Origin of the sequence: Plantactinospora mayteni (assembly GCF_016862935.1) — a bacterium.
Lineage (GTDB): Bacteria > Actinomycetota > Actinomycetes > Mycobacteriales > Micromonosporaceae > Plantactinospora > Plantactinospora mayteni.
In genome coordinates this window covers 1-26,277 of record NZ_BONX01000005.1, presented here as the reverse complement: position 1 = coordinate 26,277, position 26,277 = coordinate 1, and the positions used below count along the sequence as shown (strand labels likewise).

Sequence of the window (26,277 nt, the reverse complement as noted above, 5' to 3'; positions counted from 1 at the left end):
CCCTCGTGGTACGCAGTGCCGTCAGGTGGGCGATTGTGGTGTCGCGGTCGGCGAGGCGTTCGCGCAGCGCGGCGTTGTCGGCCTTGAGCCGGGCGATCTGCGCCTGCCTTGGGTCGGCGGTGACGCCCGCGTCGCGTTGCCGCTCGCGGCGGCGCTCGAACTCGTCTTTGAGGCGGCTGTAGGTGGTGTAGAGGCTGTTGCGGGTGACCGCAGCTGCGGCGGCGAGGGTCTTGACGTCGCACCGGCCGCCGGGCGGCAGGTTGCCGCGTAGAAGCCGGTCCATCGCCGCCCGGATCCCCGCCTCGATATGGCGGCGTTGCTGCTCGTCGCCGTAACGCAGCTGCTCCGGGATCTGGGTCAATGCCTGCTCGAGGACGGTGATGTGATCGGCGGCGGTGTTCGATCCGGCGTTTCCCGGCCGTAGCATGCCGGCCAGAGCTTCCCCGGTCGCGTCGAGGAAGCACAGCAACGGGTGGTAGCCGTAGGTGTGTTTCCAGGTCGGTGCCGTGTTCTCTTTCTCGCCAGTGACACAGCACGATCGTCGCGTCGATGTCCAGGACGAGCCCCGGCATCGCCCGACCCAAGATTGTGTGGTCGGCAGCGCCCGGCGGGTTCGATCAGCTGGGCCCAGGCCAGTTCCCGTGCACCGGCGCGAGCCGCCCGCAGACGGGCCAGCGCCGGTCCGTCGATCCTGTCGAGGACCCGCCACGTGGTGGCGTCCGAGGCGACCGGCCCGAACAGGCCCGGCTGCTGCCGCAACACCGCCAGATCGCTGATGGCTTCACCACCGTCGGCCAGCAACACCGCCAGATCGACAGCCACCCGGCCCGGCTCATGCGCCGGCCGACGCACCCGGTCCAGCCCCAACGCCTGAACGAAACCCCTGCTTCAGGGTCCATGTCGAAGTCGGTCAAAGCCATTCGTTGATGGCGGCGAGGTGGATGGTCGCTTCGTGGCGGACGGCGAGTTGTCGAACCTGGTGGCCACCGCGCGGTCGCGCTTGAGGCGGTTGATGCCGCATTCCACGGCGTGACGCTGCTTGTAGGTCTTGGCATCGAAGGTTGGCGGTCGGCCGCCCTTGGAGCCCTTGGCTCGACGGCCGGCGTCCTGGTCGGTCTTGCTCGGGATAGTCGCGACGATACCGCGTCGACGCAGGTAGGTCCGGTTCGCTTTCGAGGTGTACGCCTTGTCGGCCAGCACCCGGTCCGGGCGGGTCCTCGGACGGCCGGCGCGGCCAGGCGGGGAACGCGGATCGCGGCCAGGACCGGAACGAACTGCGGACTGTCGTCGCGCTGCCAGGCGGTCAGCACGACGGCGAGAGGCTTCTGTCCCTGCTCACATGCCAGGTGCAGCTTGATGGTCAACCCGGCACGGGACCGACCCAGAGCATGAGAAGCGAGAGTTCGATGCCTGGGGCCGACACCACGGGCCTTCCCTCCGTCAGCGCCGGCATCCGGTGTCACCGGATGACAACGACGGACAGACGCAGATGCGCGCATGGAGCGGCCGGGTCCTGTCTCGGCGGACCTTAAGCGCTTAGGCTACGCTGGAATCGCCACTTAAGTCGGCGAGGAGGAGTCCGCATGCGCACGACGTTGGACCTGGCAGGACGTTGGACATGGACAGTCGTTGCTGACGGCCAGACTTCGGTGCCAGAAGCGGCCACCCCGCTCATCGGCCAGGCCATCGATGCGCGGGTTCCAGGTGCGATCCACCTCGACCTGCTGGCAGCGGACCTCATCTCCGACCCCTTCGTTGACCAGAACGAGGACGAAGTCTCGTGGGTGTCGAGATGCGACTGGCGACTCAGCCGCACGTTCGCCGCCGCCGTTGGCGCGGAGCGGATCGACCTCGTCCTCGACGGTGTCGACACCGTCGCATCCGTCGCAGTCAACGGGCGGACGGTCGGAAGCACCCGGAACATGCATCGTTCCTCCCGGTTCGACATCACGGCGGCCGCGGCCGCGGCGAATGCCGTCGATGTCCGATTCACGTCCGCGTACACGGAGGCGGAGCAATGGGAGCGCGTGCTCGGAGCCCGGCCCAGCGCCTACCCACAGCCCTTCGCGTTCATTCGGAAGATGGCGAGCAGCTTTGGCTGGGACTGGGGACCGACCCTCCCAGGTTGCGGACTGTGGCGCGACGTCAAGGTGGAGACGTGGAGCACGGCGCGGATCGCCGCGGTCCGTCCCCTGGTCGACTTGTTCGAGGACACCGGAATCCTCACCGCCCACATCGACCTCGAGCGAACCGACTCGGGGGCAACACTCCCGCTCCACCTGGAGGTCGAGATCGCCGGGCAGGCTGTCCACGCCGAGGTCCAGCCGGGCGAGGACTCCGCGACCGTCGTCGTCGCCGTTCCCGACGTGCGACGGTGGTACCCGCGAGGACTCGGCGAACCACACCTGTATCCGGTCGATGTCTCGCTCTGGTCCGGGAAGGAGCAACTCGACGAGCATCGCACACGGGTCGGCTTCCGGACTGTCGCCATCGACCGGGCACCCGATGCTCACGGCACCCCGTTCGTCGTCACGGTGAACGAGCGCCCTCTGTTCGTCAAGGGCGTGAACTGGATCCCCGAGAGTGTCTTCCCCGGGGCGGTCACCGCCGACCGCGTCCGGACCCGTCTGGAACAGGCCGCTGACGCGAACGTGAACCTCGTCCGCGTATGGGGCGGAGGGGTCTACGAGAGCGACGCGTTCTACTTAGCGTGCGACGAGCTCGGCCTGCTCGTGTGGCAGGACTTCCTCTTCGCGTGCGCCGCCTACCCCGAGGAGGAGCCGATCCGCTCCGAGGTGCTCGCCGAGGCCCGCGAGAACATCGTGCGGCTCAGCTCTCATCCCAGCCTTGCCATCTGGAACGGGAACAACGAGAACCTCTGGATGCGCCTCGACAAGGACTGGGCGGCGCAGCCAGGAGGTGAGCTCACCTGGGGCGAGCGGTACTACCTCGAGTGGCTCCCGGACCTCGTTCGCGAGCTCGACCCCACCCGTCCTTACACGGAGGGGAGCCCCTGGTCGGGCAGTTGGGCGCACGACCCGAACGACACCGACCACCAGACGTTCCATTCCTGGGACGCCTGGAACGAGTACGACTACGCGGTCTACCGGGACAGCTCTCCGCGCTTCGTGTCCGAGTTCGGTTGGCAGGGCGCAGCGGCTTGGAGAACACTCCGAGATGCGGTCACTGACCGCGAGCTGCGCATCGACGCCGAGAACGTGCGCCACCATCAGAAGGCCATTGACGGACACGCGAAGCTTGCGCGCAACCTCGCCCGGCACCTCCCGCCGACGGAGGACTTCGACCGGTGGCACCTGCAGACGCAGTGGATGCAGGTCGAGGCGGTCCGCACCGGCGTGCTGCACTGGCGCGCGAGCTGGCCGCGGACCACGGGCACTATCGTGTGGCAGCTCAACGACCTCTGGCCTGTCACGTCGTGGTCGGCGATCGACAGCGCCGGCCGCTGCAAGCCGCTCTACTTCGCCCTGCGCGACATCTACGCGCCGCGGGTCGTGACCATCGAGCCGTGTGACGGCGCACTGGAGCTCTGCGTCATCAACGACGACGACGACGCGTGGGACACGATGGCGCACCTCGCTCGGCGGCGCCTCGACGGCGTGCCCGCCGCGGAGCGGTCGCACTCGCTCTCGGTTCCTCCGCGTTCGGTGACCCGTGTCACGCTGCCGTCGGCTGTCGCCGAGTCGTCGGATCCAGGCGCCGAGTTCATCATCGCGACGGTCGACGACGAGCGGGCCGTCTGGCACTTCGCTTCGCCGAGGGATGCACGGCTCAACGGAACGCCGCTGGAGGTCACGGTCACCGCCGTTACCGGTGGGCTGGACATCGGCGTCCGCTCGCATCACCTCGCGCGCGATGTGCTCGTCCAGCCGGACCGGATCCATCCCGAGGCGACGGTCGACCGTGGCTTCACCACCGTGCTGCCGGGGGAGACGGAGATCTTCCGTGTCCGCGCGCCGGAGCCGCTCGATGCCGCCTCGCCGCAGGCGGCGTTCGTCGTTGCCTCGCTGAGGGATATCATCGATCCCGACTGACGGGAGCTGGCATCGGTGATGACGAGCGTTCCGCAGACCCGGCGGGTCACCATCGCAGACGTCGCGCGGGAGGCGCAGACGTCGACCGCGAGCGTCTCCTATGCTCTCAACGGCCGGTCCGGTGTGTCTCCGGCCACGCGCGAACGGGTTCTCGAGGTGGCGGCCCGGCTCGGCTGGTCGCCGGCGAGCGCCGCCCGCACGCTGGCGGGTGCAGGCGCGGACACGATCGGTCTGGTGCTCGCCAAGGACCCTCGTGATCTCTCCGTCGAGCCGTTCTACATGCAGTTCATCGCCGGCGTGGAGGCGACGCTCACGTCTCGCTCGATGGGACTCCTGCTCGAGGTCGCGCCCGACGCGGACGCCGAGGCCGAGGCGATCCGGCGATGGCACATGTCGCGTCGTGTCGACGGCGTCCTGCTCACCGATCTGATCCCGGATGATCCGCGGATCTCCGTCGTGTCGGAGGGTGCCATCCCCGCGGTCGTCGTCGGCGACCCGAGCGTCGCGGCCGGACTGACGACGGTGTGGACGAACGACGCCGAGGCGATGCAGCAGGCAGTCGAGCATCTCGCGGCCCTCGGCCATCGACGCATCACCCGTGTTGCGGCCCCCCGCCGCTATGCGTACACGGCCATCCGCGACGACGCGTTCGAGCACGCCGCTCGCGCTGCGGGCCTCGAACACGACATAGTGCGCACCGACCTCTCACCGGATTCCGGTGCGGCAGCCGCGCGCACCGTGCTGTCGTCGCCCCGGCCGCCGACAGGTCTGCTGTTCGACAACGACGTCATGGCGGTCGTAGCGCTGACTACCGCACACGAACTGGGTCTCTCGGTCCCCAGCGACGTCTCCATCATCGCGTGGGACGACTCGCTGCTCTGCCGCCTCGTGACGCCGGGGCTGACGGCGCTCGGCCACGATGTCGTCGCCCTCGGCGCCCATGCCGCGCGCCGACTTCTCGACGTCATCGACGGTGCGGACCCGTCCACTCATCAGGACGCGACCCCAACGCTGCAGGTCAGAGCCTCGACCGGTCGTGCGCCGGTCGAGGCCTGACCTTCGCGGCGATCTACCAGCGGAGCGCGGGATCCCACCGCAGCTGCACGCCACCGCGTTCGAGGTCGCGCTGGAAGTCGCCGAGCCGGCGCGCATCGGAGCGCACCGCGGACGGCTCGAGGCCGTGGTCGAGGCAGTATGAGGCGAGGGCTCCCACGGCCTCGCCGATGGACCACTCGACGGGCTGCAGCCGGTAGCTGCCGTTCGAGATGTGCGTGGTGCCGATGTTCTTCGCGGCGGGGAGAAGGTTCCGTACGCGCTGCGGCAGGAGGGCGCCGAGCGGGATCTCGAACGGCTCCGGCAGGCCGCCGCCGCCCGCGCTGCCACCGGTCGTGGCGTGCCGGTCGATCCAGTAGTAGTGACCGACGCCCACGGTGTCCGGATAGCGCTCGGCGCCCCGGCCGTCGCGGAGGTCCCGGTCGAAGTCCTGTTCGAGGATCGTCCGCTCCGCTCGGATGCGGCGTGACTCCCGGAAGTACGGCATCATGGCGAAACCGTCCGACGTCCCCGTAACGCGCGGCGCGAGGCGGAGTCCGGGCCAGCCGACGCCGCCGTCGGGTCGCGGAGCCTCCGTCTGTAGCCAGTAGAGCAGCGACCGACTCAGCGCCTTCGATCGATCCCAGTGGACCGCCGCGTCGTCGCTGCCGAACACCGTACCGCCGACGTAGTCGTTCATCGGCCAGTTCACGACGACGATGTCACTCTCGTACGCGCCGTCCTCGAACTGGCGCCGCGCGGCGACGCGGCGGTAGTTCCACAGCTCGGGGGCTTCGCCCATGTTGCGGTGGTCCACGTCGATGGCGAACGGGTCGTCGTCGTCGTTCACGCGCAGCGTGTACTCCCTGGCGATCGATCCGTCGTGGGCGGCGCGGCGGAACCCGAGCATCTTCTCGCCGTCGAGCTGCGGCGGTCGCCACTCGCGGAAGAAGTCGTAGTCGTCGGGTCGGTCGATGGTGTGATCCTGGCCGGCGAGGTGCTCGACCGCGAAGCACCAGGTGACGCTCTGCATGTCGAGGGGATCGCCGGTCTCCGGTGCGCCGGGCTCGCCGGTCTCGCCGCGAGCCTCGCGGCCGGTGACGAACTCGACTTTGCCGAGTTCCAGGAGGTCGCCGAGCTCGGTCGCATCCAGCACGAACGGCGCGGAGAGGTCACACACATCTCCCTCACGGTCGCGAACCGTCACCGCGATGACGCGGTCACCGTCGGTGTGGACAGCGACGGGCGACGTCTCGAGCATGAGCGTGAGTCGTCCGGACGCTTCGTACGGGCGCAGCATGCTGTGGATCACCGCGAGGATGACCTTCGGCTCGACGCTGATCGGGCTGACCCACGCCGCGCCGGGGTTGAGATGCTTGTCGGTTCTCGCGGCGGCGGTGAGCGGGTAGTAGGTCCGGTAGTGCTCGCGGACGAGCTCGCGGAACTGGGCGTAGCTGCGGTTGCGGCCGGTTGTCTCGATGCGTCGGTGCTCGTCGCTGGGCACCAGTTGAGCCGTCAACTGTCCTCCCAGCCACGGCGTCTGCTCGGTCATGATCACCGATCTGCCGCGGCGCAACGCTGCGAGGGTGGCGGAGACGCCGCCGACGCCACCGCCGACGATGAGAAGGTCAGCTTGCTGTCGAGTCACGGGAGAACACCTTTCTTTCCCGGGAACTCTAGGCAATTTTCTCGATCATGTCTAAGTAAAATCCCTCTAGGCGACGTCGTCCGCCATAGAATCCAGAACTCGACGTGATCGAAGGGGTGCCCATGCGCAAGAAGGAGCGACGACCGTCGCTTGCCGAGGTGGCGGGCGAGGCGGGTGTCTCGATCTCCACCGTCTCGAAGGTCGTGAACGGGGCGCCGGACGTCGCCGCCGCCACCCGCGTGCGGGTGGAGTCCGTGTTACGCGACAAGCAGTACCTGTCTCCGAAGCAGCGCTCCCGGAGTGACCTGGCGACGGTGGTGGTCGTGCTCGCGAGCTCAAGCATGTCGTCGCCGCTGACCGTGGAGATCCTGCGCGGCACCATGCGCGCAGCCCACGAGGCCGGGCTCGAGCTCGTCCTTCTCGACCTTCCCGATGGAGTGCCCGCCGCGGGGTGGATCGAGCGGACGAAGCGGAACGGGCCGACAGCCGTCATCGCGCTGAAATCCCGGCTGAGGACGGCGGAGCGGGCGAAGCTCGCGAAGAACGGAGTTCCGCTCGTCGAGGTCGACACCTACCGGTTGCCGGACAGCGACTCGTATTCCGTCGGCGCGACGAACTTCGCCGGCGGCATGGCGGCCACGCAGCATCTGCTGTCGCTCGGGCACACGCGCATCGGTTTCCTCGGCGGCGTGTCCGACACGCAGGCGTCGATCGCGCGCAAGCACGGGCACCTGGCCGCGCTCGCCTCCGCGGGGATCCAGCCCGGCGCCGACATCGTCGAGGAGGGCGACTTCACGTACGAGTCGGGACTGCAGGCCGCGGAGTCCCTCCTGGGCCGACCGGACCGCGTCACGGCGATCTTCGCGGCGAGTGACGCGCAGGCGGCCGGGGTCCTGGAAGCCGCGCGACGTGCCGGCGTGTCCGTCCCGCACGACCTCAGCGTCGTAGGGTTCGACGATCAACTCGTCGCGCGGATGACGGCGCCGCAGCTGACGACCATCAGGCAGCCATCCGAGGCCATGGGGTCGTACGCGGTGGACGTCGCGCACAAGCTGCTGCTCGGTGGAGCGCCTCCCGTATTCCACACCGACCTCGCGACAGAGCTCGTCGTGCGGGACTCGACAGCGGCTCCGCAAGTTCTCGAAAATATTTCTTGATTTTCTCGGTAGCTCTGGTTACGTTCATGTTTCTTTCAGCGCTCCACGGGGCGCGGAACGAATTTGAAGGAGTACCTATGCGAGCTACCCGATACCGAGGGGCTGCCATCGCGCTCACCGGAGTTCTGGCCGTGTCCCTCAGCGCATGCGCTGGCGGCGACACCGACGCGTCAGGTCCGGCCGACTTGAAGATGGCGCTCTGGTCGTCCAATGAGGGCCACCTGGCGTTGCTGAAGAAGATCGGCGACGCCTATGTCGCAGAGCACGGTGACGAGGTCACGTCGATCACGTTCGAGCCCGTCACGAATCCGGACTACATCGCCGGGCTGACGACGCAGATCGCCGGTGGCGACGTTCCCGACCTAGCCTGGATCCCCGAGGCGAGCGGCCCCGAGTTCGTTGACTCGGGCATCTTGCACGATGTCCGCGACACGTTGAAGGACACCGAAGGCTACGACCTCGACGACATCCTCCCCGCCGCGCTCGCTCCGTGGCAGGACGACAAGGGCGGCGTCTACGCGTATCCGTTCTCCAACTCGCCGTTCGCGCTCTACATCAACGAAGACCTCCTGGCGAAAGCCGGCCAGCCCGATGTGAAATCACTGGTCGGGACCCCGAACTACACGTGGGAGACGATCACCGACATCGCCGCGGCGACCAACAGCAAGACGGGGGCCGTGGGGTTGAACGTCCCGACGTTCAACCCCACGAACTGGAGCGCGGTGACCATGCTCGGCAACGCATGGGGTGCCGCCCCGTGGTCCGAGGACGGCGCGACGTGCGAGTTCGCGTCGCCGGGGATGATCGACTACCTCACCTGGTACCAGAAGCAGATGAGCCGCGGCGCCATCCCCGCCGTCTCAGGGAACGCAGCGCCCGCGGCGTTCGCGAGCGGCGACGTGGCCTTCAGCATCGCGCAGCTCAGTCAGTCGGGGAGCCTCGACGACAGCTTCGAGTGGTCGTTCCTCCCCCTCCCGGCAGGGCCGAAGGGCTACCACCCCATCGTCGGACAGGCGGGGGTGAGCGTGCTTGAACGCAGCAAGCACCAGAAGCAGGCGGCCGGATTCCTCGCCTACCTGACGAACCCCACGAACGCCGAGCTCCTCGCGCAGTTCTTCCCGCCGCCCCGTCAGTCGCTCCTCAATGTGAAGACGCTCTCCAAGGCTGCGCCGAAGCTCTCGCCCGAGGAGATCCAGTCGGCGATCATCGACGTGGTCCCTGAGGCCAAGGTGAAGCCGCAGCACCCGGTGCTCTCACAGTTCTCCGACAAGGTCCGCGCAGGCCTCGACCCGGTGTGGTCGGGAGGCGACGTGAAGGCCGCCGTCACCGGCATCTGCGAGCAGATCTCGCCGACGCTCAAGGGCTGACCCAAGTGACCGCACGCACCTCCGCGGCGAACGACCGAAGAGTCGTGCCGAGCCGGCGCCCCCGTCCTGACGGGGACCGCTGGCTCGGCGTGGCCTTCGTCGCGCCCCAGGTCCTCGGCGTCATCATCCTCGGTGTCGTCCCCTTCCTCTTCGTCATCTGGTACAGCTTCAACGAGTGGCGGCCACTCACCGGCGAGATGAAGTTCATCGGACTCGACAACTACTCCCGCCTCTTCGCTGATCCGACCTTCTCCGCGTCGGTCATCGCGAGTCTGCTCTTCAGCGCGGGCGTCCTCGTGCTGAACCTCGTGATCGCCATCAGCCTCGCCGTCCTCCTCAACCGGCGGATGAAGGGCATCACCGCGTTCCGCACGATCTTCTTCTCACCCGTCGTGGTGTCCGTGGTCGCCTGGTCCGTGACATGGGGCTTCCTCCTCGCCCCCGACGGAGGCCTCAACGGCGCACTCCGGCTCCTCGGCATCGACGGGACCAACTGGCTCGCCGACTCCTCCACCGCGCTCATCTCCCTCGTCGTCGTGCAGGTGTTCAAGGGCGTCGGCATGAACATGGTGCTCTTCCTCGCTGCTCTCCAAAGCGTCCCGGAGGAGATCCGAGAGGCTGCGCAGCTAGACGGCGCGTCGCCGTGGAAATCGTTCTGGTCGATCACGGTCCCGATGATCGCGCCGACGATCCTCCTCACCGGGATCCTCACCACCATCGGCTCGCTCGAGGTGTTCGCTCCCGTGCAGCTGCTCACCGGCGGCGGGCCGGGGGATGCCACGAACGTCCTGCCGTTCTTCCTCTACCGCACGGCCTTCGTCAGCCAGCAGTTCGGATACGCCAGCGCAATCGGCGTCGTGCTCTTCGCCATCATCCTGACGCTGACGATGCTGCAATGGACCTCCCGCCGGAAGTGGGTACACGATGAGGTCTGATGCATCGAGCGCGGCACGCGGCCGCTCGCGGGTGACGGCCGTCACGCTGTACGTGCTGCTCGTGGCCGCGTCCGTCCCGTTCCTCTATCCAACGCTGTGGATGTTCTTCTCGTCGTTCAAGCCGGCGAACGAGATCTTCCTGCAGCCTCCCACGCTGCTGCCCGGGGAGTGGACGCTGGACGGATTCGCGCAGGTGTTCACCGCGCAGCCGTTCCTGCAGCAGTACGGCAACTCGATGTACATCGCGGCGATCGTCACCGTGGCATCGATCCTACTGTCGGCGATGGCGGGCTATGCCTTCGCCCGCATCCGCTTCCCTCTGCGCAACGTGGCGTTCACGCTCATGCTCGCGGCGATGATGGTGCCGACCGAGGTGACGATCATCCCGATCTTCACGGCGGTCAACGCGATGGGTCTCAATAACACGCACTGGCCGCTCATCATCCTGCCGATCCTCGGGCCCACGGCGGTCGTCTCTGTGTTCATCTTTCGGCAGCACTTCCTCAGCTTCCCGAAGGAGTACGAGGAGGCCGCACGGCTGGACGGCGTGACACGTGCCGGGGTGTTCTTCCGGATCGCCCTCCCTCTGGCGAAGCCGGCGATCGCGGCGGTCGGGATCATGGCGTTCCTGCGCTCGTTCAACATGTACTTCGAGGCGCTCATCTTCCTGCGGACCCCCGAGAACTTCACGCTCGGGCTCGCGATCACGCGCTATCAGGACTTCTACGGCGAGCAGATGTGGAACACGCAGCTCGGCGCCGCGTCGCTTACCGTCGTCCCGATCCTCGTGGTGTTCCTCATCGCGCAGAAGCAGTTCGTCCAGGGCCTCGCCCAGACGGGGCTCAAGGGATGAGCTGACCCACCACAGCGACGACGCGGACCGGGTGCCGCCGCTGACCTCATCGTCCCGGTCGAGAGACGAAGGAGTCGAGATGATGCATGAGGATGAGACACGCCCACCGATGCTGCCGGCGCTCAGCCGACGGAACTTCCTGGTCGGCGTCAGCACCACCGCGGCGCTGCTCGCGATCGGGAATGCGGGAGCGCCGCCCGCGATGGCGACATCGGACGGCACCGTACTGCCGCTCGTCGCCCCGCTCCCGGCTGGGCAGCCGGTGCGGACCCAGTTCGCGCCCAACGAGCAGGTACTGGCTGCGTACCTGATGATCGTCGCTCCGCTCGCCAACAGCGTCCGGGACGTCGCGCCGAACTACGGGTGGATGGAGGACGGCTGGCAGCGCACGCCCAACCAGCCGTACAACTCCCGGATCATGGAGCACGTCGCCACGCTCTCCTGGTTCTACGCCAACGATCGACCGTGGAACCCGTACTACCGCAATCCTGCGCTCCTGGCGCGCCTGGACGCCGCCCTTGGCTATTACCTCTCCCTGCAGCACGCCGACGGGTCGTACCCGGAGTACTCGCCGACCGAGCACCACCTCTCCCCGACCGGGTTCGGCACCGTCGCGCTCGCCGCCGTCCTCCGGGACCTCCGCGCAGCCGGTGAGCTCTACGACCGCCGACTGCAGATCCGCGACGCCATCCGCAACAGCTCCGCGTGGCTCGTCGACACCTCTCGTCCGCACTGGAACCGCCCGGTCCAGTTCGCCAACCAGGTCGTCGCAGGGCTCTCCGGCGTCGTCGAAGCGGCGCACATCCTCGGCGAACCGGCCGTCAGCGCCTCCGTCCCGAACCGGCTGCAGATCATCCTCAAGGATGGCCAGGCGCCCGCCGGGTTCTTCCACGAGCCCCTCGCACCGGACGCCGGGTACAACTTCGACGTGATGCTCCCCGATCTCGGCGCGCTGTACAAGCGGCTGCCGGACCCGACCATCATCCAGTTGGCCGAGCGGTTTGCCGCCTGGTTTGGGTACGTCGTCGTCATGGAACCCGGACGCAACGAGGGCTTCATCCTCTCCGGAACGAGCGCACGCAACATCGTCGCGACGTTCGTCACCACCCCGGTGGACGACGTGGACCGCAGCGCGCTCGCGCGGACCCTGCTGCCCCACGTGCCTGCGCTGGGCGCGTTCTTCGCCAGCTCGGAGGAGAAGACGCAAGTGCGCAACGCCTGGAACGCATCCACGGCGCCGGTCTCGCCCAGACAGAAGCAGGACTCGTCGCCGCGGCTGCACATGCACGTCCCGCAGGCCCCGCTCGGGATCCCTGGAGCCCAGCGCGACGCACAGGTCGCCGCATTGCGCTATCTGCGCGAGAGCAGGTTCACCGAACTCCGCAAGGGCACCCTCGACCAGCAGTACGTGTTCGTCCGCCGTCCCGGGTACTACACCGCTGGTCTCTACGGCGTGCGGCAGAACTCGCTCCAGCGGATGGGGACGAACGCGTTCTGGCACCCCGTCGCAGGCATGCTCGCCCTCACCGTCAACAGCACGGGTCCGGATGACTGGACGACCGTCGCCGACACCGTCGGCACCGCCTCCTCACGTGGCCCGGTGAGTGCGACGCACCATGCCGGGGCGACGGCGTCCGGTGCCGTCATCTCGGCGGACGCGCTGACCGGATACAGGGGCGTGTTCACCACGAGGTACGTGACCGCGGACGGCGCGGTGAGGACGGACGTGACGCATCGTCCTGATGGAATCAGGCGGGTGCTGACCACGCCGGGAGCGTCCCGCGAACGCATCCCCCTCATCGTCGGCACCGGAGATCAGGTGGTCTTTGCGAACGGTACGCCGGCGCCCTACGGACAGGAGACGATCACCGTCACCCGAGGGCTCACCCTCACCCGCGGAAGCATGAGGTTCATCATCGACTGGGGAGTCGACCGTGAAGCGAAGTATGCGCCGATGGACCGGTCATACCTGGGCAATCGCACTCATCGCATCCTCACCATCAGCTTTTCCGGGACGCTCTCCGTCGATCTCCGTGTCGAGCCGGTGAGCTGAGTCGAGCGGTCCGTGCCGGCGCCGGTCAGCTCTCCGGCGCCGGCACGAACCCGCTCGGCGGCTTCTCGACCAGCATGCTGCGGATTGCCCGACGATGCCCACCGCCCTGGCGAGATCGAGCCGCGGGTGAGTGCCGGGCATGATCGCCCGAAGCCGAGGGCGTTGCGCGCGAGGGGGTGCACCTGCCGGGCGGACATTTTGCTGCCGCCGAGGCAGGTGGCGCACCCGTCGTCTGGTAGGCACCCGAGACAGCACGCCCCAGAGTTCCGTCGACCATAGTCGGCCTGACAGCCGTCGACTCGCGCGCACCGAGACAATCTGCCAGACCACTGACAGAAGCTGTCAGGGGTAGTCCGCCACGATCGTTGACATGAACGACTTCGACTTCTTCATCGGCTCGTGGAACGTGGTCAACCGCCGGCTCAAAACGCTGTTCGCCGACAGCGACGACTGGGAGACCTTCCCCGGCACCACAACCTGCCAGCCGATCTTCAACGGCGCGGGCAACACCGAGGAGATCATCTTCCCGACGCTCGGCAGCCGCGGCTTCACCCTGCGCCTGTTCGACACCGAGCGAAGGGAATGGTCAATCTACTGGGCGAACAGCCGCACCGGCCTGCTCTTCCCACCGGTCGCCGGCACCTTCGCAGACGGCCGCGGCGACTTCTACGGCGACGACACGCACGACGGCATGCCGATCAAGGCACACTTCATCTGGTCCGACATCACACCCACCTCAGCGCGATGGGAGCAGGAGTTCTCCCCCGATGGCGGACAGACCTGGGAGTCCAACTGGGTCATGGAATTCACCCGAGCCTGACCAAGCGGCTCGGCCCGGCAGGGGCCGAGCCGCCCCCAACCCGCGCTGCAATCGCTCAAGCAGACACGGATGAGCGAAGCGTCCGCTCATCGGCTACGTCCGCGCTGTCTGCCCTCAAGATCGGTGACGTTCGCTCGGCGGCGACTCGGATGACACTCTCGTGACTACGGATCTTGGGTCAGCCGTTCTGCTGCGCCTACCACCGCTGACGTCACGGCCAGCCACCGTACCGGCCTCCACAATCGACGTCAGCTCACCACGCTGACCCCAGCAGACGCCTTATCTGAACGGCATTGCGTCATGATTCCTCCTGATCGCCGTCCTACATCCAACCAGGCCGCGCTGACAGGAGAGGAGCCGTCCTAGAGCCCGCTGGTCATCCGGTACACCCCATGTCCCCGAAAGGGAGGACTACCGGCGTTGTCCCCTCTTCCCGGGGCGTGAGACGGGACCCCCCGATCCATACGCTTGCCTGGTGCACACGACGTCGCCACCGGCAGCCGGCTTGCCTCCCCGGCGTTTGGGGGTCAAGGAGCGGGCACTGTGGATGCTACAACGACTGTTTCCAGACCGTGGCATCTCCAACGAAGGTTTGACGTTATCGGTGTCCGGCCGCCTCGACCTCGGGGTACTCAGCCACCAGGTCTGCCTGCTCGTACGGCGGCACCCTGCGCTACGTACGGCGTTTCCGGAGATCGACGGCGAGCCGTACGCCGTGGTGTCACCCGCGGCGGAGGCGCAGGTCTCCATCAGCGTCGTCGAGAATCCGGCCGAGCCGCTGGAGCAGGCGGTCGCCGACTTCGTCAGCGCACCGTTCGACCTCGCCGGGGACGGGCCCTTCCGGGTGGGACTATGGCGCTACCCGGATCGGGACGTGTGCTGCCTTGCTCTGCACCACCTGGTGTACGACGCGTGGACGGCCGGCGTTCTGTTCAGGGATCTCGTGGAGGGATACAACGCCGAGGTGTCCGGGGTGGCGCTCCCGGCCCACCTGGCTGAGCCCGTCGAGACCTACGTCGAGCCCGTGCCGGGTGAGCGGGCGGTCGCTTACTGGCGGTCGCGGATGATCGGTGTCCAAGCCGATCGGCAGCAGATGGCCATGGGTCGGCTCCACGACCGCACCGAGACGTTCGCGGGGGCCTCCCGGCGCCACGACCTGTCCGTGGTGGCGCGCGCCGCCGTCCGGAACATGGCCCGACGGTACCGGGCGACCGAGAACATCGTCCTGCTCGCCGCCTACTATCTGTTGCTGACCCGACACGGAGCCGGTCCGGATGTCGTCGTCGGCGTGTCGGTGGACGTACGAGACGTCACGCAACGGGCCTCGGTCGGATACCACGTCAACTCATTGCCGATCCGAGTCCTGGTCGAGGCGGCTGGCAGCTTCGGCGACCTGGTTGCCGCGACAAGGTACGCATTCATGTCCGGCCTGAATTACGGTGAGGTGTCCTACGAGGCCGTGCTACCGGACCTGGCCGAGTCCGGCGCCAACTGGCGGTCGCCGCTTTTCCGGTTCATGTTCAACTACCGGCCGGTCCCGGTACCCGAGCACACCCTGCTGGGCGGCAATCTGGTCGAGATCGTCGCCGCGCCGCCGCGCCACAGCTTGCAGGACCTCGTCTTCACGGTGGAAACCGGCCCCGGGTACGACTCGGTGCTGGCGGTCTATCGCACCGAGGTCTTCGACGACGCGGACGTGGCCGCGCTCCAGGAGCGCTACGAGGCGCTCCTGGAGCGACTCGCCGACGCCGAGGGGCGGCCACTGACCGAGGTCGAATGGTGGTCACCCCGGGACCGGGCTGTGGTGGACGCCGCCAACAGTACGGCCGGCCACGGCGACCCTCCGCTGGTCATCGATTCCGTGGAGGCGGCCGGCTGCGCCGATCCGAAGGCTGTCGCCGTGATCGACGACGCCGGCGAGCACACCTACGGCGAGCTTTTCGGCGCGGCTGCGGAAATTGGCGACCGGCTGTCCGCAGCCGGTGTCGGTCGGCGCCAGGTGGTGGCCGTCTACGCGGATCGCGGGCTGTCACTCGCTGCCGCCGCCCTCGGCGTCTGGGGAGTGGAAGGCGCTTATCTGCCGCTGCATCCGGATAATCCGGCGGAACTGCTGGCCTTTCAGCTGATGGATTCGGGGGCCGCGGCGGTGCTCGCCGACCGGCCACTGCCACCCGACACCACGGTCCGGTGTCCCGTACTCCCGATTCGCGACCTACCGCGACGGCAGGAAACAAAGCTCGGGGCACGGCCCTCCAACGAGGACATCGCGTACGTCATCTACACCTCGGGCTCGACCGGACGGCCAAAAGGTGTAAGGGTGACGCACGGCAACCTGGCCAATGTGGTGCGGCACTTCGCGCACGCCCTTTCCGCCGGCGAAGAGGATGCGATGCTGTGGCTGTCCACCTTCGCGTTCGACATCTCCGCGCTGGAACTGTTCCTGCCACTCACCGTCGGTGGCCGGGTCGTCGTCGCACCAGACGCGGCCCGGGCCGACGCCGCCCGGATGATGGACCTAATGCGAGAGCATGGCGTTCGGGTCATCCAGGGCACCCCGACCACGTTCACCCAACTCACCCCTGAGAACGCGGCTGGTCTGTCGGGTCGGACCGTATTGTGTGGTGGCGAACCGCTGCCGCCTTCGCTCGCCGCCATGCTGCTCGGAGCTGGCTGCCGTCTGACCAATGTGTACGGGCCGACGGAGGCGACGATCTGGTCGACAGCCGCCACCCTGACCCTGGACGACATCGGTTCCGTCTCGATCGGCACGCCGATCAGCAACACCGTGGCCTTCGTGGTCGATGCGGCGGGCGCCGAACTGCCGCCGGGTGTCGTCGGCGAGTTGTGCATAGCTGGGCAGGGGGTCGCCTCCGGCTACCTGAATCGATCGGAGCTGACCCGTGACCGGTTTGGGGTGTCGCCCCGGTTCGGGCGGTACTACCGGACGGGTGACCGGGCGAGCTGGCGGCACGACGGGACACTGTCCCTGCACGGGCGTACCGATCGACAGGTGAAGGTCCGCGCTCACCGCGTCGAACTGGGCGAGGTCGAGGCGGCGCTCACCGAGCATCCCGGGGTTGTCGCCGCCGCCGTGGTGCTCCGCGAGGATATGCCAGGTGACCCGGGCCTCGCCGCGTTCGTGCAGCCGATTCCGGGCGCGCCGCCCGGGCTCCTGGAAGATCTGTGGCGGCACTCGCGCGCAAAGCTGCCCAGCTACGCCCTACCGGCCTACCTCGAGGTCGGCAGGCTCCCGCTAACGCCGAGTGGCAAGGTGGACTACCGGTCGCTGGTGGCTCGGCCGATGGCCACGAGAGTCGCGGCACCGGAAGGGGACGGTGCGGTCGACGAACCGGTCGGCGGGATGCTGGCGATCTGGCGCGACCTGCTGCACAACCCGGATATCGGACCGAACGACAACTTCTTCCTGGTTGGCGGCCAGTCGCTCACCGCCGTTCGGATGCTGGCCCGGGTGTCGCGGTCGGCCGGTGTTCGCCTCACCCTCGACGGCCTGCTCGACCATCCGACGGCCACGGCGTTCGTCCGGTACGTGTCGGCGGCCCGGCAGGATGGCGGATAGCGGCTGTCGCACGAGCATGTGGTGGCGCAGCTGGGCGAAACGCGCCAGTGGCAGGGTCAGGGCCCCTGTAGAACGCGGGCGAGTTCTCGCTGCCGGTCATCAATCCAGTGATCGTGCGGATCCAACAGCCAGCCGAGAGCCAATGAGTATCCCTGGAGCAGATGCTCCGCCGCCGATCGGCTGAACAGGTCTTCGTTTACCGATGCGGACAGCTGCCAGCCATCCTCGGCCAGCGTGACCAACATGTTGAACGCAGGGTATCCGCCGTACCCGCCTGCCGGCGGGAGGGGTCGACAGCTCGCCTCGCCAAGGCGGAAGGTCTCGGACGGCCCGGAGCCCAGGACGTCGAAGTAGACCTCCGGGCTTCGAGGGTTGCTCGCATAGCCGGTCGGGTTACAGGTGCGAATGATTTCCGACCAGGACAGCTGCGAGTGGCGGAGAGCCGCGACGTACGCGGATGTCGTGGTCTGGAGAAACTCGTGCACGGTGATGCCTGCCGACCAGGTCGCTCGGACGGCGATGAGGCTGGACAGCCAGCCGACGGTACCGCTGAAGTCATCGTTCTCCCGGTTGGCCGCCGGAGTCGCGACGACATGATCACGGGTCCCCGTCAGCGCGGCCAGCACAAGGTACAGGGCGCCCAGGCCCACCAGCGCGGGGGTCCGGTTTCCCTCCCGAACCCGTCCGACCGGCTCCCCGCCCGGCGGAGCCGGCAGGCGAGAATGGAACCATGCCGACCGTCCGCCGCCGTGCTCTGGGAGGTCGGGCAGTGCGTCCGCCCCTCGCGTGGCCGCGCTGAGAGCGGTGACGACGGGGGGAGAATCCGACAGACTGCTACCGAGGTAGTCGCTCCAGAAACGCCGCAGTGCTGCCCCGCTCGGCGACGCCGACAGAGTCCGTTGCCAGGCGGCGAATGCGCGGAACGGGATGACCGGGTCTGCCATGCCAACGGCGTCCGGAAAGCCATAGAACGACGACAGGTCGCGCAGGAGGATCTCCTTCGACCGGAGGTCACACACCAGGTGGTCGACGCTGAACAGCAGGTGCCACAGATTCTCGGTGTGCCGTACGAGGAGTGCCCGGAAAACCTGACCCGCCGCCCGGTCGAAGGGTTCCGCGAGAAAGCTCTGCGCGACGTCGCTCTCGGCGTGGTCCGACTCGACGTTCCGCAGGTCTGTCTGGCTCAGCGCCCCTGGGCGTAGGGCCATGACCTCCTGATGTGGCTGCCCGGACGAGTCAAAGTAGAACCTGCTTCTCAGCACCTCGTGCCTGGCGAGGAGCCCGTCGACGGCCCGACTCAGTCGCTCGACATCCACTGGACCGGATATCTCGAAGCCGAAGTCGAGGCGCCAGTCGGAGGCGGTTCCGTACCTGCGGTCCCGGAGGAGCCTCCGCTCCTGGTCGCATGACACTGAACCTTTTTCAACCTCCCCTTGCGGTCCGTCGGAGCGCAAGTTCGGAGGCGGTGTGTGAGCGCCGCGCGGTTCAGGTTGAAAAAGGTTCACCGGCAGGTGCGGTGCCGTACCGACATCCGTGGCGCTGACCGGGGGGCTCGGTTCGAGTCGGCCGATGATCTGCGCCAGGTGGGTCGCGTCCCTGTGCTCCAGCATGGCCGCCAGCCCCACCGGCCGGCTGGTAGCCCGCTGTAGCAGGAGAGCGGCCTGTGCCGCCTGCAACGATTTGCCGCCGAGCCTGAAGAAATTGTCGGCCGCCGTCAGGTTGCCCGCTCCCAGAACCCGTGACCAGACGTCCAGCACCTGCTCGACCCGTACCTCGTCAGATGCCTGTGCCGTCGGCGGGGTCCGGTCGGATCCTTCTGGGCGGTCCATCATCTGACCTGGGTGGATCGGTCGGCAGCGTCGCGGAACCGAGCACGGACGTGTCGGGCTACTGCCGCCGCGACCAGCCGGTCGCCGTGGCCCGGCAACCCGCTACCACTCTGATGGTCTTCCGGAATCATGGTGCTCCGTTGTTCGCCGCAGGCCAGCACCAGGCCGTCCGGACGACTCACGAAGAGCGTGGATTCCAGTTCGCAGAGCCGGCTGATGACCCGCGAAAGGCTGGTACCCGAGCTGCCGGCAAAACCTTCGCAGGTTTCCTCGTCAATGGACAGGATGTCGGCCTCCCGCACCGATTCGAGAAAATCGGCGAAGGAGATGTCCTGGTAGATGTCGTGGGGGACGACATCGATCCAGAGAAGGGCTCCGGTCCGTTTGGCCGCGCTCCGCACGGCTGCCGAGATCTCGGCGAAGGTGTCCTCGAACTGGACGTAACCGCTTAACGAGACCACCAGCGGACGGCGTGCGGCGGCGGCTCGCTCGATGGCTCCCGCCACGTGTTCCGGTGACATCCGCGCCAACCCGGGTGCGTCGGTCAGCATCACCCTTCCGACGTGGCGCGGATAGAGGAGAACAATTCGCCCGGTCGGAACTCCCGCCCTGATCTCCAGGTCGTATGCCTGTCCTCGCTGCTCAAGGCAGGCGAGCACGTACTGTCCGAGGTCATCGGGGCGTACGCCGCCCTGGATCGCTTCCGCGCCACCCAGCAGGGAAACGACGACCGAACCGTACCCGGCGTCGCCGAACCCCGCACACGCGTGGAGCGGGGCGCCGCCGATCTGGATGGAGATCGAGCAGTCCTCTTGCGTCCAGGACCCGTCGGGCCACCGGTTGGAGACGTCCTTGACGACGACGTCGACGACGAGTTGGCCGATACAGACCAGGATCGGGTCGGAGCGATCCGATTCGAGGTCGATGCCGGAATAGCGTGCGAGCCTGGACGTGTGCCCCATCGGTGAGTCTTCCTAGCTATAGAGGTTTGCCGAGGTCCGTGGAGCGCTGCTGGAGAGCCTCCGCGATCAGGCGCCGCGCGTGCGGGTGTCGCAGCAGATCTTCACGGTCGCAGTCGACCGACCACATTCGGCTGGTGGGTACCTGTGGCCACGGCCCGTTGAACGGATGGTCGCGGGAACGTACCAGGAGTACCTCGCCCGGCCAGGGTAGGAAGGGGGCGTTGTGCGCGGCCATGAGCTGGGTGAGCCAGTCGATCGCCTTGCCCACCAACTCCTCGACGAGGCACAACGCGACCTCGTCGACCTCGTCCGCCACGCCCGACATGGCGCGTACCACGTGCAGCCTCAGCTCGGACGCCATTTCGGCGAGCAGAAGTCGGGGTCGGTCAACCATCGCCCGGCCGCTCAGCGCGACCGCCGGCTCGGTGTCCGGGGCACCGAAGCCGGACAACACCCTCCGGTACTCGTCGACGACAGTGGTGGCAGGGCAGGGTGCGCCGTCCAGCGCGATGAGGATCGGCGCGCACCGCTGGCGCCCCGTCGTCAACCGGGCCACCTCGTGCGCGATCGGAGACGCGAGGCAGTACGAGACGACGGCGTCGACCCGCCGGTCGGCGGTGACCTCCCGGACCAGCGCCTCGGCGTACTCGACGGCCGACGGAACGGCGGGCAACGGGTGGGTCATGAGGTGCCGCACCTCGACCCCCGGAACGTCCGCGACGAGGTTGGAGATCCTCGGTCGCTCCTCGTAGCCTGGGTAGTCGAGTGTGAGCACCAGCCCGGGCTGCTGAGCCCCGGTCACCTGTCGGCTCGGGCGGGGCGGAAGGCAGCTGCGACCATGCCGCCAAGGTACGGCGAAACCCGCGGCCCGGCCCCGTCCCAGAAATGGAGGACGGGCGGGTCGAGTCGGCCGGCGGCGAAACCACCGGTCAAACCGCCCGCCGGACCTCAACGCCCGCACCAGGTCGCTTGCCAAGCGTGGGAGGCAGCGTCCCGACGAGCCGGTCGCAGGTAGCCGTCGGAGGTACCGTATCCGCGCCTCGGCCTGGTGGTGGGCCATCCTAGGTCGTGGTGCCGGGGGCGTCCCGCCACACCAGCGTCCGCACGGGATGCAGCCGCGCCCCGCGTCGTTGCTTGGCCAGCGTCGAGCCGGATCCCGTCCACAGCTGAGGCGCGCCTGCCGCTGCCGCGCGCCGCGCCGGCTCATGGATGAGGATGTTGAAGTAGATCGCGTAGTCCCGAATCTCCGACCGGGCGTAGTCGCAGCCCCAGCAGCGGCTGCGCCATTCGGCCCCGGTGTCCCACAGCGCCGAGAACGCGATCGGCGTGGTATCCACGTACGCCACGAGAGCCCGGACGGTGTCGCCCATCGTGACTCGCATCGCATCCAGGTACCGCCAGTCGTCGGCCAGGCCCGTCCCGGCGCCGTACCTGTCGTTCACCTGGTGCAGCAGCGGCGCCAACCGGCGAACCAGCCGCTTGTCGAGAGGCTCCTCCCGAACCTCGATCCCCGATTCCAGGAAGAGGCGCCGTTCCCGTCGGATGTCAGCCCGACGCGCCTTCGGTAGCGACATCACGTACCGGTCGAACGGCCCGGGGGTGAGGTCGAGGATCGCCTCGAAATCCTCGGCGCACCCGCTGGGCGCGGTGGGCGCGGTGGCCCCCGCCCCAGCCTGCCACCCGATCGCCCGGGGCAGGCAGACGAAGTCTGGTCGATGCTCGGCGGCGACCTGGAACGCGCCCTTGATCAACGTTCCGGCCGCCTCCGGCGCGTCCGGGCGGATCGCCATGGTGTTTGCCGCCAGCGCGTCCGAGCCGAGCAGGACTCCGCGCGTCCAGCCGGTGGCCGATCCCGGCACGCCGAACGTCTGCTGCGGCGTCCAGCCCGCGTGGTGCCGGCCGAGCGCCGGATAGACGGCGAGCGCGCCGAGCACCCCGCGATCATCGAGCGCCAGTACGTACCGCGACGGCACGTCGACGCTGCGCCACGCGTACTCCAGTCGGAAGAGCTCACGGAGCCGTCCCTGGGGAAGCACCTGTGACAGCCCCTGAGACGCGAAGCCGGCGACCGCGTCGGCGCTGGTCAGCACGATGTGCCTGATGGCGTCAGCGGAGGCTGGCATCGCGTCCCCGCGCACCGTGCCTCGACCCGCGTGGCGCCCTGCGCTGCTCCGGCACCGTGCGGTCGGGGTCGGGCCACCTCGGGCGGCAGGTGCGCCCCGGCGACCGGCCACAGTAGAGTGCGAAGGAGCCGGCGACCAGGGCGGTCGACCGCCCGCCGGGGCTCTCGACAGCGCCGGGCATCGTGGCGACGACCTCGTCGGGTGCGGTGACCGTCATGCCTGGCAAGGTAGCGAGGCGGCGGCTCGGGGGGACGGGGCGGCACTGTCCCCTCTTCCTGGGGCGTGATGGGGCATCTCGTGGTCCATACGCTGCGAGGCGTGCACACGTCGCCGCCACAGGTAGCCGGCCTGTCCTTCCGTCGGTTGGGCTGAAGGAACGGGCGTGGTGCCGGTCGAGGTAATCCGACCTCAAGGGCCGATGTCATCCGACGTCGAGGCTGGGCGGCATGGAAGCGACGCGGCGGATGGGGGTCGATTGTCAGCGAGGGGCGTACGGTCGCCGGGCAGCGTCGTCACCATGACCACGCGGGTGACCGCGGAGCGAATCCGCTTGCTGCGACTGTTGCCACGGGCCGGTGGCGCGGCGGTCGGTACTCTCGTCGGTCTGCAACTGGCAAGGGCGATGATCCCGGCGGCACAGGCGCTGTCGGTGGGCTACCTGGTCGCCGTGCTCGGCCGTGGACACCTCGACCGGCGGGCGCTCGCGGCGGCGGGTCTGGTCGCGGGGCTGTTCCTGGCCGACCAGTTCGTCTGGCTGCTGCTGAACACCGTACGACCGCTGGTCGTCAAGCGTATCGACGGCAATCTGCGGGCTGAGGTGCGTACCCTCGCGGTGAACCTGCCCGGACTCGACCAGCTGGAGAGCCGGGGCTTCCAGGACAGGGCGGCCCGGGCGGTGGACGGCGGGATGGGGGTGGCCCGGGATCGGTCGGCTGGCAACGCCGCGACCGGCCAGCTCGAACTCGTGTTCCGGATGGTGAGCGCTTTCGCCGCCACCGTGCTGCTGGCGACCTTCTCGGTGCCGCTCGCCCTCGCCCTCCTGCTGGTCTCGTTGGCGATCCGGGCGGTGCTGCGCCGGCAGTGGATGGGGATCATCGACCGGTTGGACGCGGACACCACCGGGCAACGCAAGGAATACTACGTCTCCGAGCAGGCCGTCTTCGGCGCGGCCAAGGACGTCCGGCTGTTCGGGCTGAGCGACTGGTTTCTCGGGCGGTTCCGGGCCATGGCCACCCGGACCTACGCGCCGGTCTACCGGGAGATGCTGGCGGTGCTGCGGCGGCAGTGGTGGACGGTGCTGCTCACCGGCGGTTCGGCGCTGGCCGCGCTGGCCGTACCCGCCGCGGCCGTGCTACGTGGTTCGCTGGACCGGGCCGAGCTGATCACCTTCGTCCTCGCGGGGTTGGGCGTGATGTCGATCAGCGCGATGGGCCGGGAGGCGTACGACATTGAGTACGGACTACGCGGTGTCGAGGCCGCCGACGAACTGGCTGCCGAGTATCGAACGACTGCCCGACCCGGGATCGCCCCGCGATCCGGGCCGACTGTGCGATCCGGGTCGGCCGGAACACCGGGCGGGCCGGGAGCAGCGCCGCCGACGATCCGTTTCGAGGAGGTCGTCTTCGCGTACCCGGGATCCGCGCGGCCGGTGCTCGACGGCCTGACGCTGACCCTGCGGCCCGGCGAGACGGTCGCCGTGGTCGGCGCGAACGGCGTCGGCAAGAGCACCTTCGTGAAGCTGCTCGGTGGTCTCTACCGTCCGGACTCGGGTCGGATCACCGTGGATGGTGTCGACCTCGGGACGCTCGACCTGCCGGCCTGGCGGCGCCGGCTGGCCGTGCTCCTCCAGGACTTCGTCCACTACCCGGCCAGCCTGCGGGACAACGTCACCTTCGCGGCGCCCGAGCTGTCCGGTGACGACGCGGTTCGGGAGGCCCTCGACCGGGCCGGCGGCACGCGGATGCTCGCCGACCTGCCCGGCGGCCTGGACACGTTGCTGTGGCGGGAGGGAGCCGAGGGTACGGATCTGTCCGGCGGCCAGTGGCAACGGGTGGCCCTGGCCCGGGTGCTGTTCGCCGTGGCCGCCGGCCGCCAGGTACTCGTTCTGGACGAGCCCACGGCGCACCTGGACGTCCGGGCCGAGGCCGAGTTCCACGAGCGGGTGGTGTCCCGGGTCCGGAACGTCAGCACGCTGCTCATCTCGCATCGGCTCTCCACCGTGCGACCCGCCGACCGGATCGTCCTGTTGCGGAACGGGCGGGTCGCGGAGGACGGCTCGCACGATGGGCTGATCGCGGCCGGCGGCGAGTACGCCCGGTTCTTCGCCGTACAGGCCGAGGCGTTCCGGGCGGGGGCTCGATGACCGACTGGCTGCGGCTGCTGCGGCACGTGACCGGGCTGGCCGTCCGGAGCGACCGGCGGGCGGCGATGCTGCTGTGTGCCCTCACGATCGGGCAGGCCGGCGTCATCGCCGCGATGGGCCTGAGCCAGCGGTGGCTGGTTGACAGCAGCGCGGCCGGGCAGGTCAGCGCGGTGGTCGGCGCGGTAGCGCTCGGCGCCGCCGGGGCCGCTGTGTCGGCCACCGCCGGCCGGGTGGAGAACAATCTGTTCATCTACCTTTCCGGCCGGGTGCGGATGGCGTTCAACGCGGAGATCCAGTACGCCGTCTCGTCGATCCCGACGATCGTCCACGTCGAGTACGGGCCGTACATCGACCGGTGGAACCGCATCTTCAGGAGTTCGCAATCGATCGCCGCGCTGCCCTGGTCGACGTTGAACGCCGTGACCACGGCGGTCAGCCTGGTGGTCACCATCGGCCTGCTCGCCTGGGTCAGTCCGGTGTTGTGCCTGCTGGCGGTGCTGGGCGTACCGCTGTTCCTGGCCACCCGGCGGGCCGACCGGCTGTTGCGGGAGGCCCGGGACGAGAGCGCCGAGACGCTGCGGCACGAGCAGCGGCTGCACGAGCTGTGCGTCCAGCCGGAGCCGGCCAAGGAGGTCATGCTCGCGAGCAGCGGCGAAACGCTGAGCCTACGCGCGTCGAAGCTGTGGGAGGCCACCGTCGCCCGGGAGACCGGCGCCCGGCTGCGGGCCACCGCCTACCAGGGCGGCGCCTGGCTGCTGTACGCGGCCGGGTTGGCCACCGCACTGCTCGTGGTCGCGGACCTGATCAGCGCCGGCCGGACGACGGTGGGCGCGGCCGTCATGGTCGTCACGCTGGCGACGCAGTTGCAGAACCAGCTGCGTACGGTCCTGGACAGCCTCACCGCGGTGGCCGAGGCAGGCCAGGTGGTGGACCACTACTGGTGGCTCCGACGCTATGTCGACGAGACGGCCCGCCCCGGTGGTCCCGCCCCGGACACCCTGGTTGGGGGCATCGCTCTGCACGGCGTCCGGTTCCGCTACCCGGGGTCGGAGCAGGACGTGCTGCGCGACATCGACCTCCGGCTGCCCGCCGGCAGCACCGTCGCGGTCGTCGGCGCCAACGGCGCCGGCAAGTCGACGCTGATCAAGCTGCTCACCGGCGTCCACGAGCCGACGGCCGGACACATCACAGTGGACGACGAGCCCCTCTCCAGCATCGGGCGGACCCACTGGCGGGCAAGCCTGTCCGGCGTCTTCCAGGACTTCGCCCGGATCCGACTGCTGACCCGTGAGACGATCGGCGTCGGCAGCATCCGGTATATCCGCCACCGGCCCACCCTCCGGGCGGCCGTCGATCGGGCCGATGCCGCCGACGTACTCGCCAGCCTGCCGCAGGGCCTCGACAGCCAGCTCGGCGCCGAGTTCGACGGGGTGGAGCCGTCGTTAGGCCAGTGGCAGCGGCTCGCGCTCGCCCGCTCCCTGATGCGGGAGGTGACCGGCGACCGCCC

Annotated in this window: 16 protein-coding genes and 2 pseudogenes; 11 read left to right on the top strand and 7 right to left on the bottom strand. The window is 68.7% G+C overall.

Annotated elements, in window-relative coordinates; genetic code table 11:
- Positions 1–295 precede the first annotated feature (295 nt).
- A pseudogene (locus Pma05_RS43915) lies at positions 296–879 on the bottom strand (transposase); the annotation flags it as partial.
- A 75-nt stretch (positions 880–954) separates the two neighbouring features.
- Positions 955–1,388 (bottom strand): annotated as a pseudogene (locus tag Pma05_RS05360) (transposase); the annotation flags it as partial.
- A gap of 195 nt (positions 1,389–1,583) precedes the next feature.
- Here Pma05_RS05360 and Pma05_RS05355 point away from each other — a divergent pair.
- Positions 1,584–4,052, top strand: coding sequence for a glycoside hydrolase family 2 protein (locus tag Pma05_RS05355; RefSeq protein WP_203856173.1), 2,469 nt, complete (start codon positions 1,584–1,586; stop codon positions 4,050–4,052).
- Between the two features lie 18 nt (positions 4,053–4,070).
- Positions 4,071–5,108, top strand: a complete 1,038-nt coding sequence (locus Pma05_RS05350; protein WP_239311722.1) for a LacI family DNA-binding transcriptional regulator — start codon at positions 4,071–4,073, stop codon at positions 5,106–5,108.
- Positions 5,109–5,121: 13 nt separating this feature from the next.
- Here Pma05_RS05350 and Pma05_RS05345 read toward each other — a convergent pair whose 3' ends face one another.
- Complete coding sequence (locus Pma05_RS05345; RefSeq protein WP_203856176.1) at positions 5,122–6,732, bottom strand: FAD-dependent oxidoreductase; 1,611 nt, start codon at positions 6,730–6,732, stop codon at positions 5,122–5,124.
- 122 nt (positions 6,733–6,854) lie between these two features.
- Here Pma05_RS05345 and Pma05_RS05340 point away from each other — a divergent pair, with 122 nt between their 5' ends.
- The 7 genes from Pma05_RS05340 (at position 6,855) to Pma05_RS05310 (ending at position 17,494) form a co-directional block, all read left to right on the top strand.
- Positions 6,855–7,889, top strand: a complete 1,035-nt coding sequence (locus Pma05_RS05340; protein ID WP_203856171.1) for a LacI family DNA-binding transcriptional regulator — start codon at positions 6,855–6,857, stop codon at positions 7,887–7,889.
- Positions 7,890–7,966: 77 nt separating this feature from the next.
- Positions 7,967–9,256, top strand: a complete 1,290-nt coding sequence (locus tag Pma05_RS05335) for an ABC transporter substrate-binding protein (RefSeq protein ID WP_203856170.1) — start codon at positions 7,967–7,969, stop codon at positions 9,254–9,256.
- A 5-nt stretch (positions 9,257–9,261) separates the two neighbouring features.
- The gene (locus Pma05_RS05330; RefSeq protein ID WP_239311718.1) at positions 9,262–10,191 is read left to right on the top strand and encodes a carbohydrate ABC transporter permease; all 930 of its coding nucleotides are present in this window, start codon (positions 9,262–9,264) and stop codon (positions 10,189–10,191) included.
- The gene (locus Pma05_RS05325; protein WP_203856169.1) at positions 10,181–11,044 is read left to right on the top strand and encodes a carbohydrate ABC transporter permease; all 864 of its coding nucleotides are present in this window, start codon (positions 10,181–10,183) and stop codon (positions 11,042–11,044) included. The genes Pma05_RS05330 and Pma05_RS05325 overlap by 11 nt, the downstream gene beginning before the upstream one ends.
- Before the next feature lie 31 nt (positions 11,045–11,075).
- The gene (locus Pma05_RS05320) at positions 11,076–13,097 is read left to right on the top strand and encodes a twin-arginine translocation signal domain-containing protein (protein ID WP_203856168.1); all 2,022 of its coding nucleotides are present in this window, start codon (positions 11,076–11,078) and stop codon (positions 13,095–13,097) included.
- 370 nt (positions 13,098–13,467) lie between these two features.
- Positions 13,468–13,917 (top strand): hypothetical protein, encoded by a 450-nt coding sequence (locus Pma05_RS05315; RefSeq protein ID WP_203856167.1) that lies wholly within the window; start codon positions 13,468–13,470, stop codon positions 13,915–13,917.
- 547 nt (positions 13,918–14,464) lie between these two features.
- Positions 14,465–17,494, top strand: coding sequence for a non-ribosomal peptide synthetase (locus Pma05_RS05310; protein ID WP_203856166.1), 3,030 nt, complete (start codon positions 14,465–14,467; stop codon positions 17,492–17,494).
- A gap of 56 nt (positions 17,495–17,550) precedes the next feature.
- Here Pma05_RS05310 and Pma05_RS05305 read toward each other — a convergent pair whose 3' ends face one another.
- From Pma05_RS05305 to Pma05_RS05290, 4 genes are all read right to left on the bottom strand, one after another.
- Positions 17,551–19,326 carry a condensation domain-containing protein gene (locus Pma05_RS05305; RefSeq protein ID WP_203856165.1) on the bottom strand — a complete coding sequence of 592 codons (1,776 nt, stop codon included), beginning with the start codon at positions 19,324–19,326 and terminating at the stop codon, positions 17,551–17,553.
- Positions 19,323–20,285 carry a hypothetical protein gene (locus Pma05_RS05300; RefSeq protein ID WP_203856164.1) on the bottom strand — a complete coding sequence of 321 codons (963 nt, stop codon included), beginning with the start codon at positions 20,283–20,285 and terminating at the stop codon, positions 19,323–19,325. Before Pma05_RS05300 ends, Pma05_RS05305 begins: the two co-directional genes overlap by 4 nt.
- Positions 20,286–20,301: 16 nt before the next feature.
- Positions 20,302–21,087: a hypothetical protein gene (locus Pma05_RS05295; RefSeq protein WP_203856163.1), complete on the bottom strand. Its 786-nt coding sequence runs from the start codon at positions 21,085–21,087 to the stop codon at positions 20,302–20,304.
- A 259-nt stretch (positions 21,088–21,346) separates the two neighbouring features.
- The gene (locus Pma05_RS05290; RefSeq protein ID WP_203856162.1) at positions 21,347–22,408 is read right to left on the bottom strand and encodes a hypothetical protein; all 1,062 of its coding nucleotides are present in this window, start codon (positions 22,406–22,408) and stop codon (positions 21,347–21,349) included.
- A gap of 517 nt (positions 22,409–22,925) precedes the next feature.
- Between Pma05_RS05290 and Pma05_RS05285 the strand changes: the two genes are divergently transcribed.
- Positions 22,926–24,770 (top strand): ABC transporter ATP-binding protein, encoded by a 1,845-nt coding sequence (locus Pma05_RS05285; RefSeq protein ID WP_203856161.1) that lies wholly within the window; start codon positions 22,926–22,928, stop codon positions 24,768–24,770.
- Positions 24,767–26,277 (top strand): ATP-binding cassette domain-containing protein (locus Pma05_RS05280; protein WP_203856160.1); only part of this gene is annotated, 1,511 nt, incomplete at its 3' end. The genes Pma05_RS05285 and Pma05_RS05280, both read left to right, overlap by 4 nt.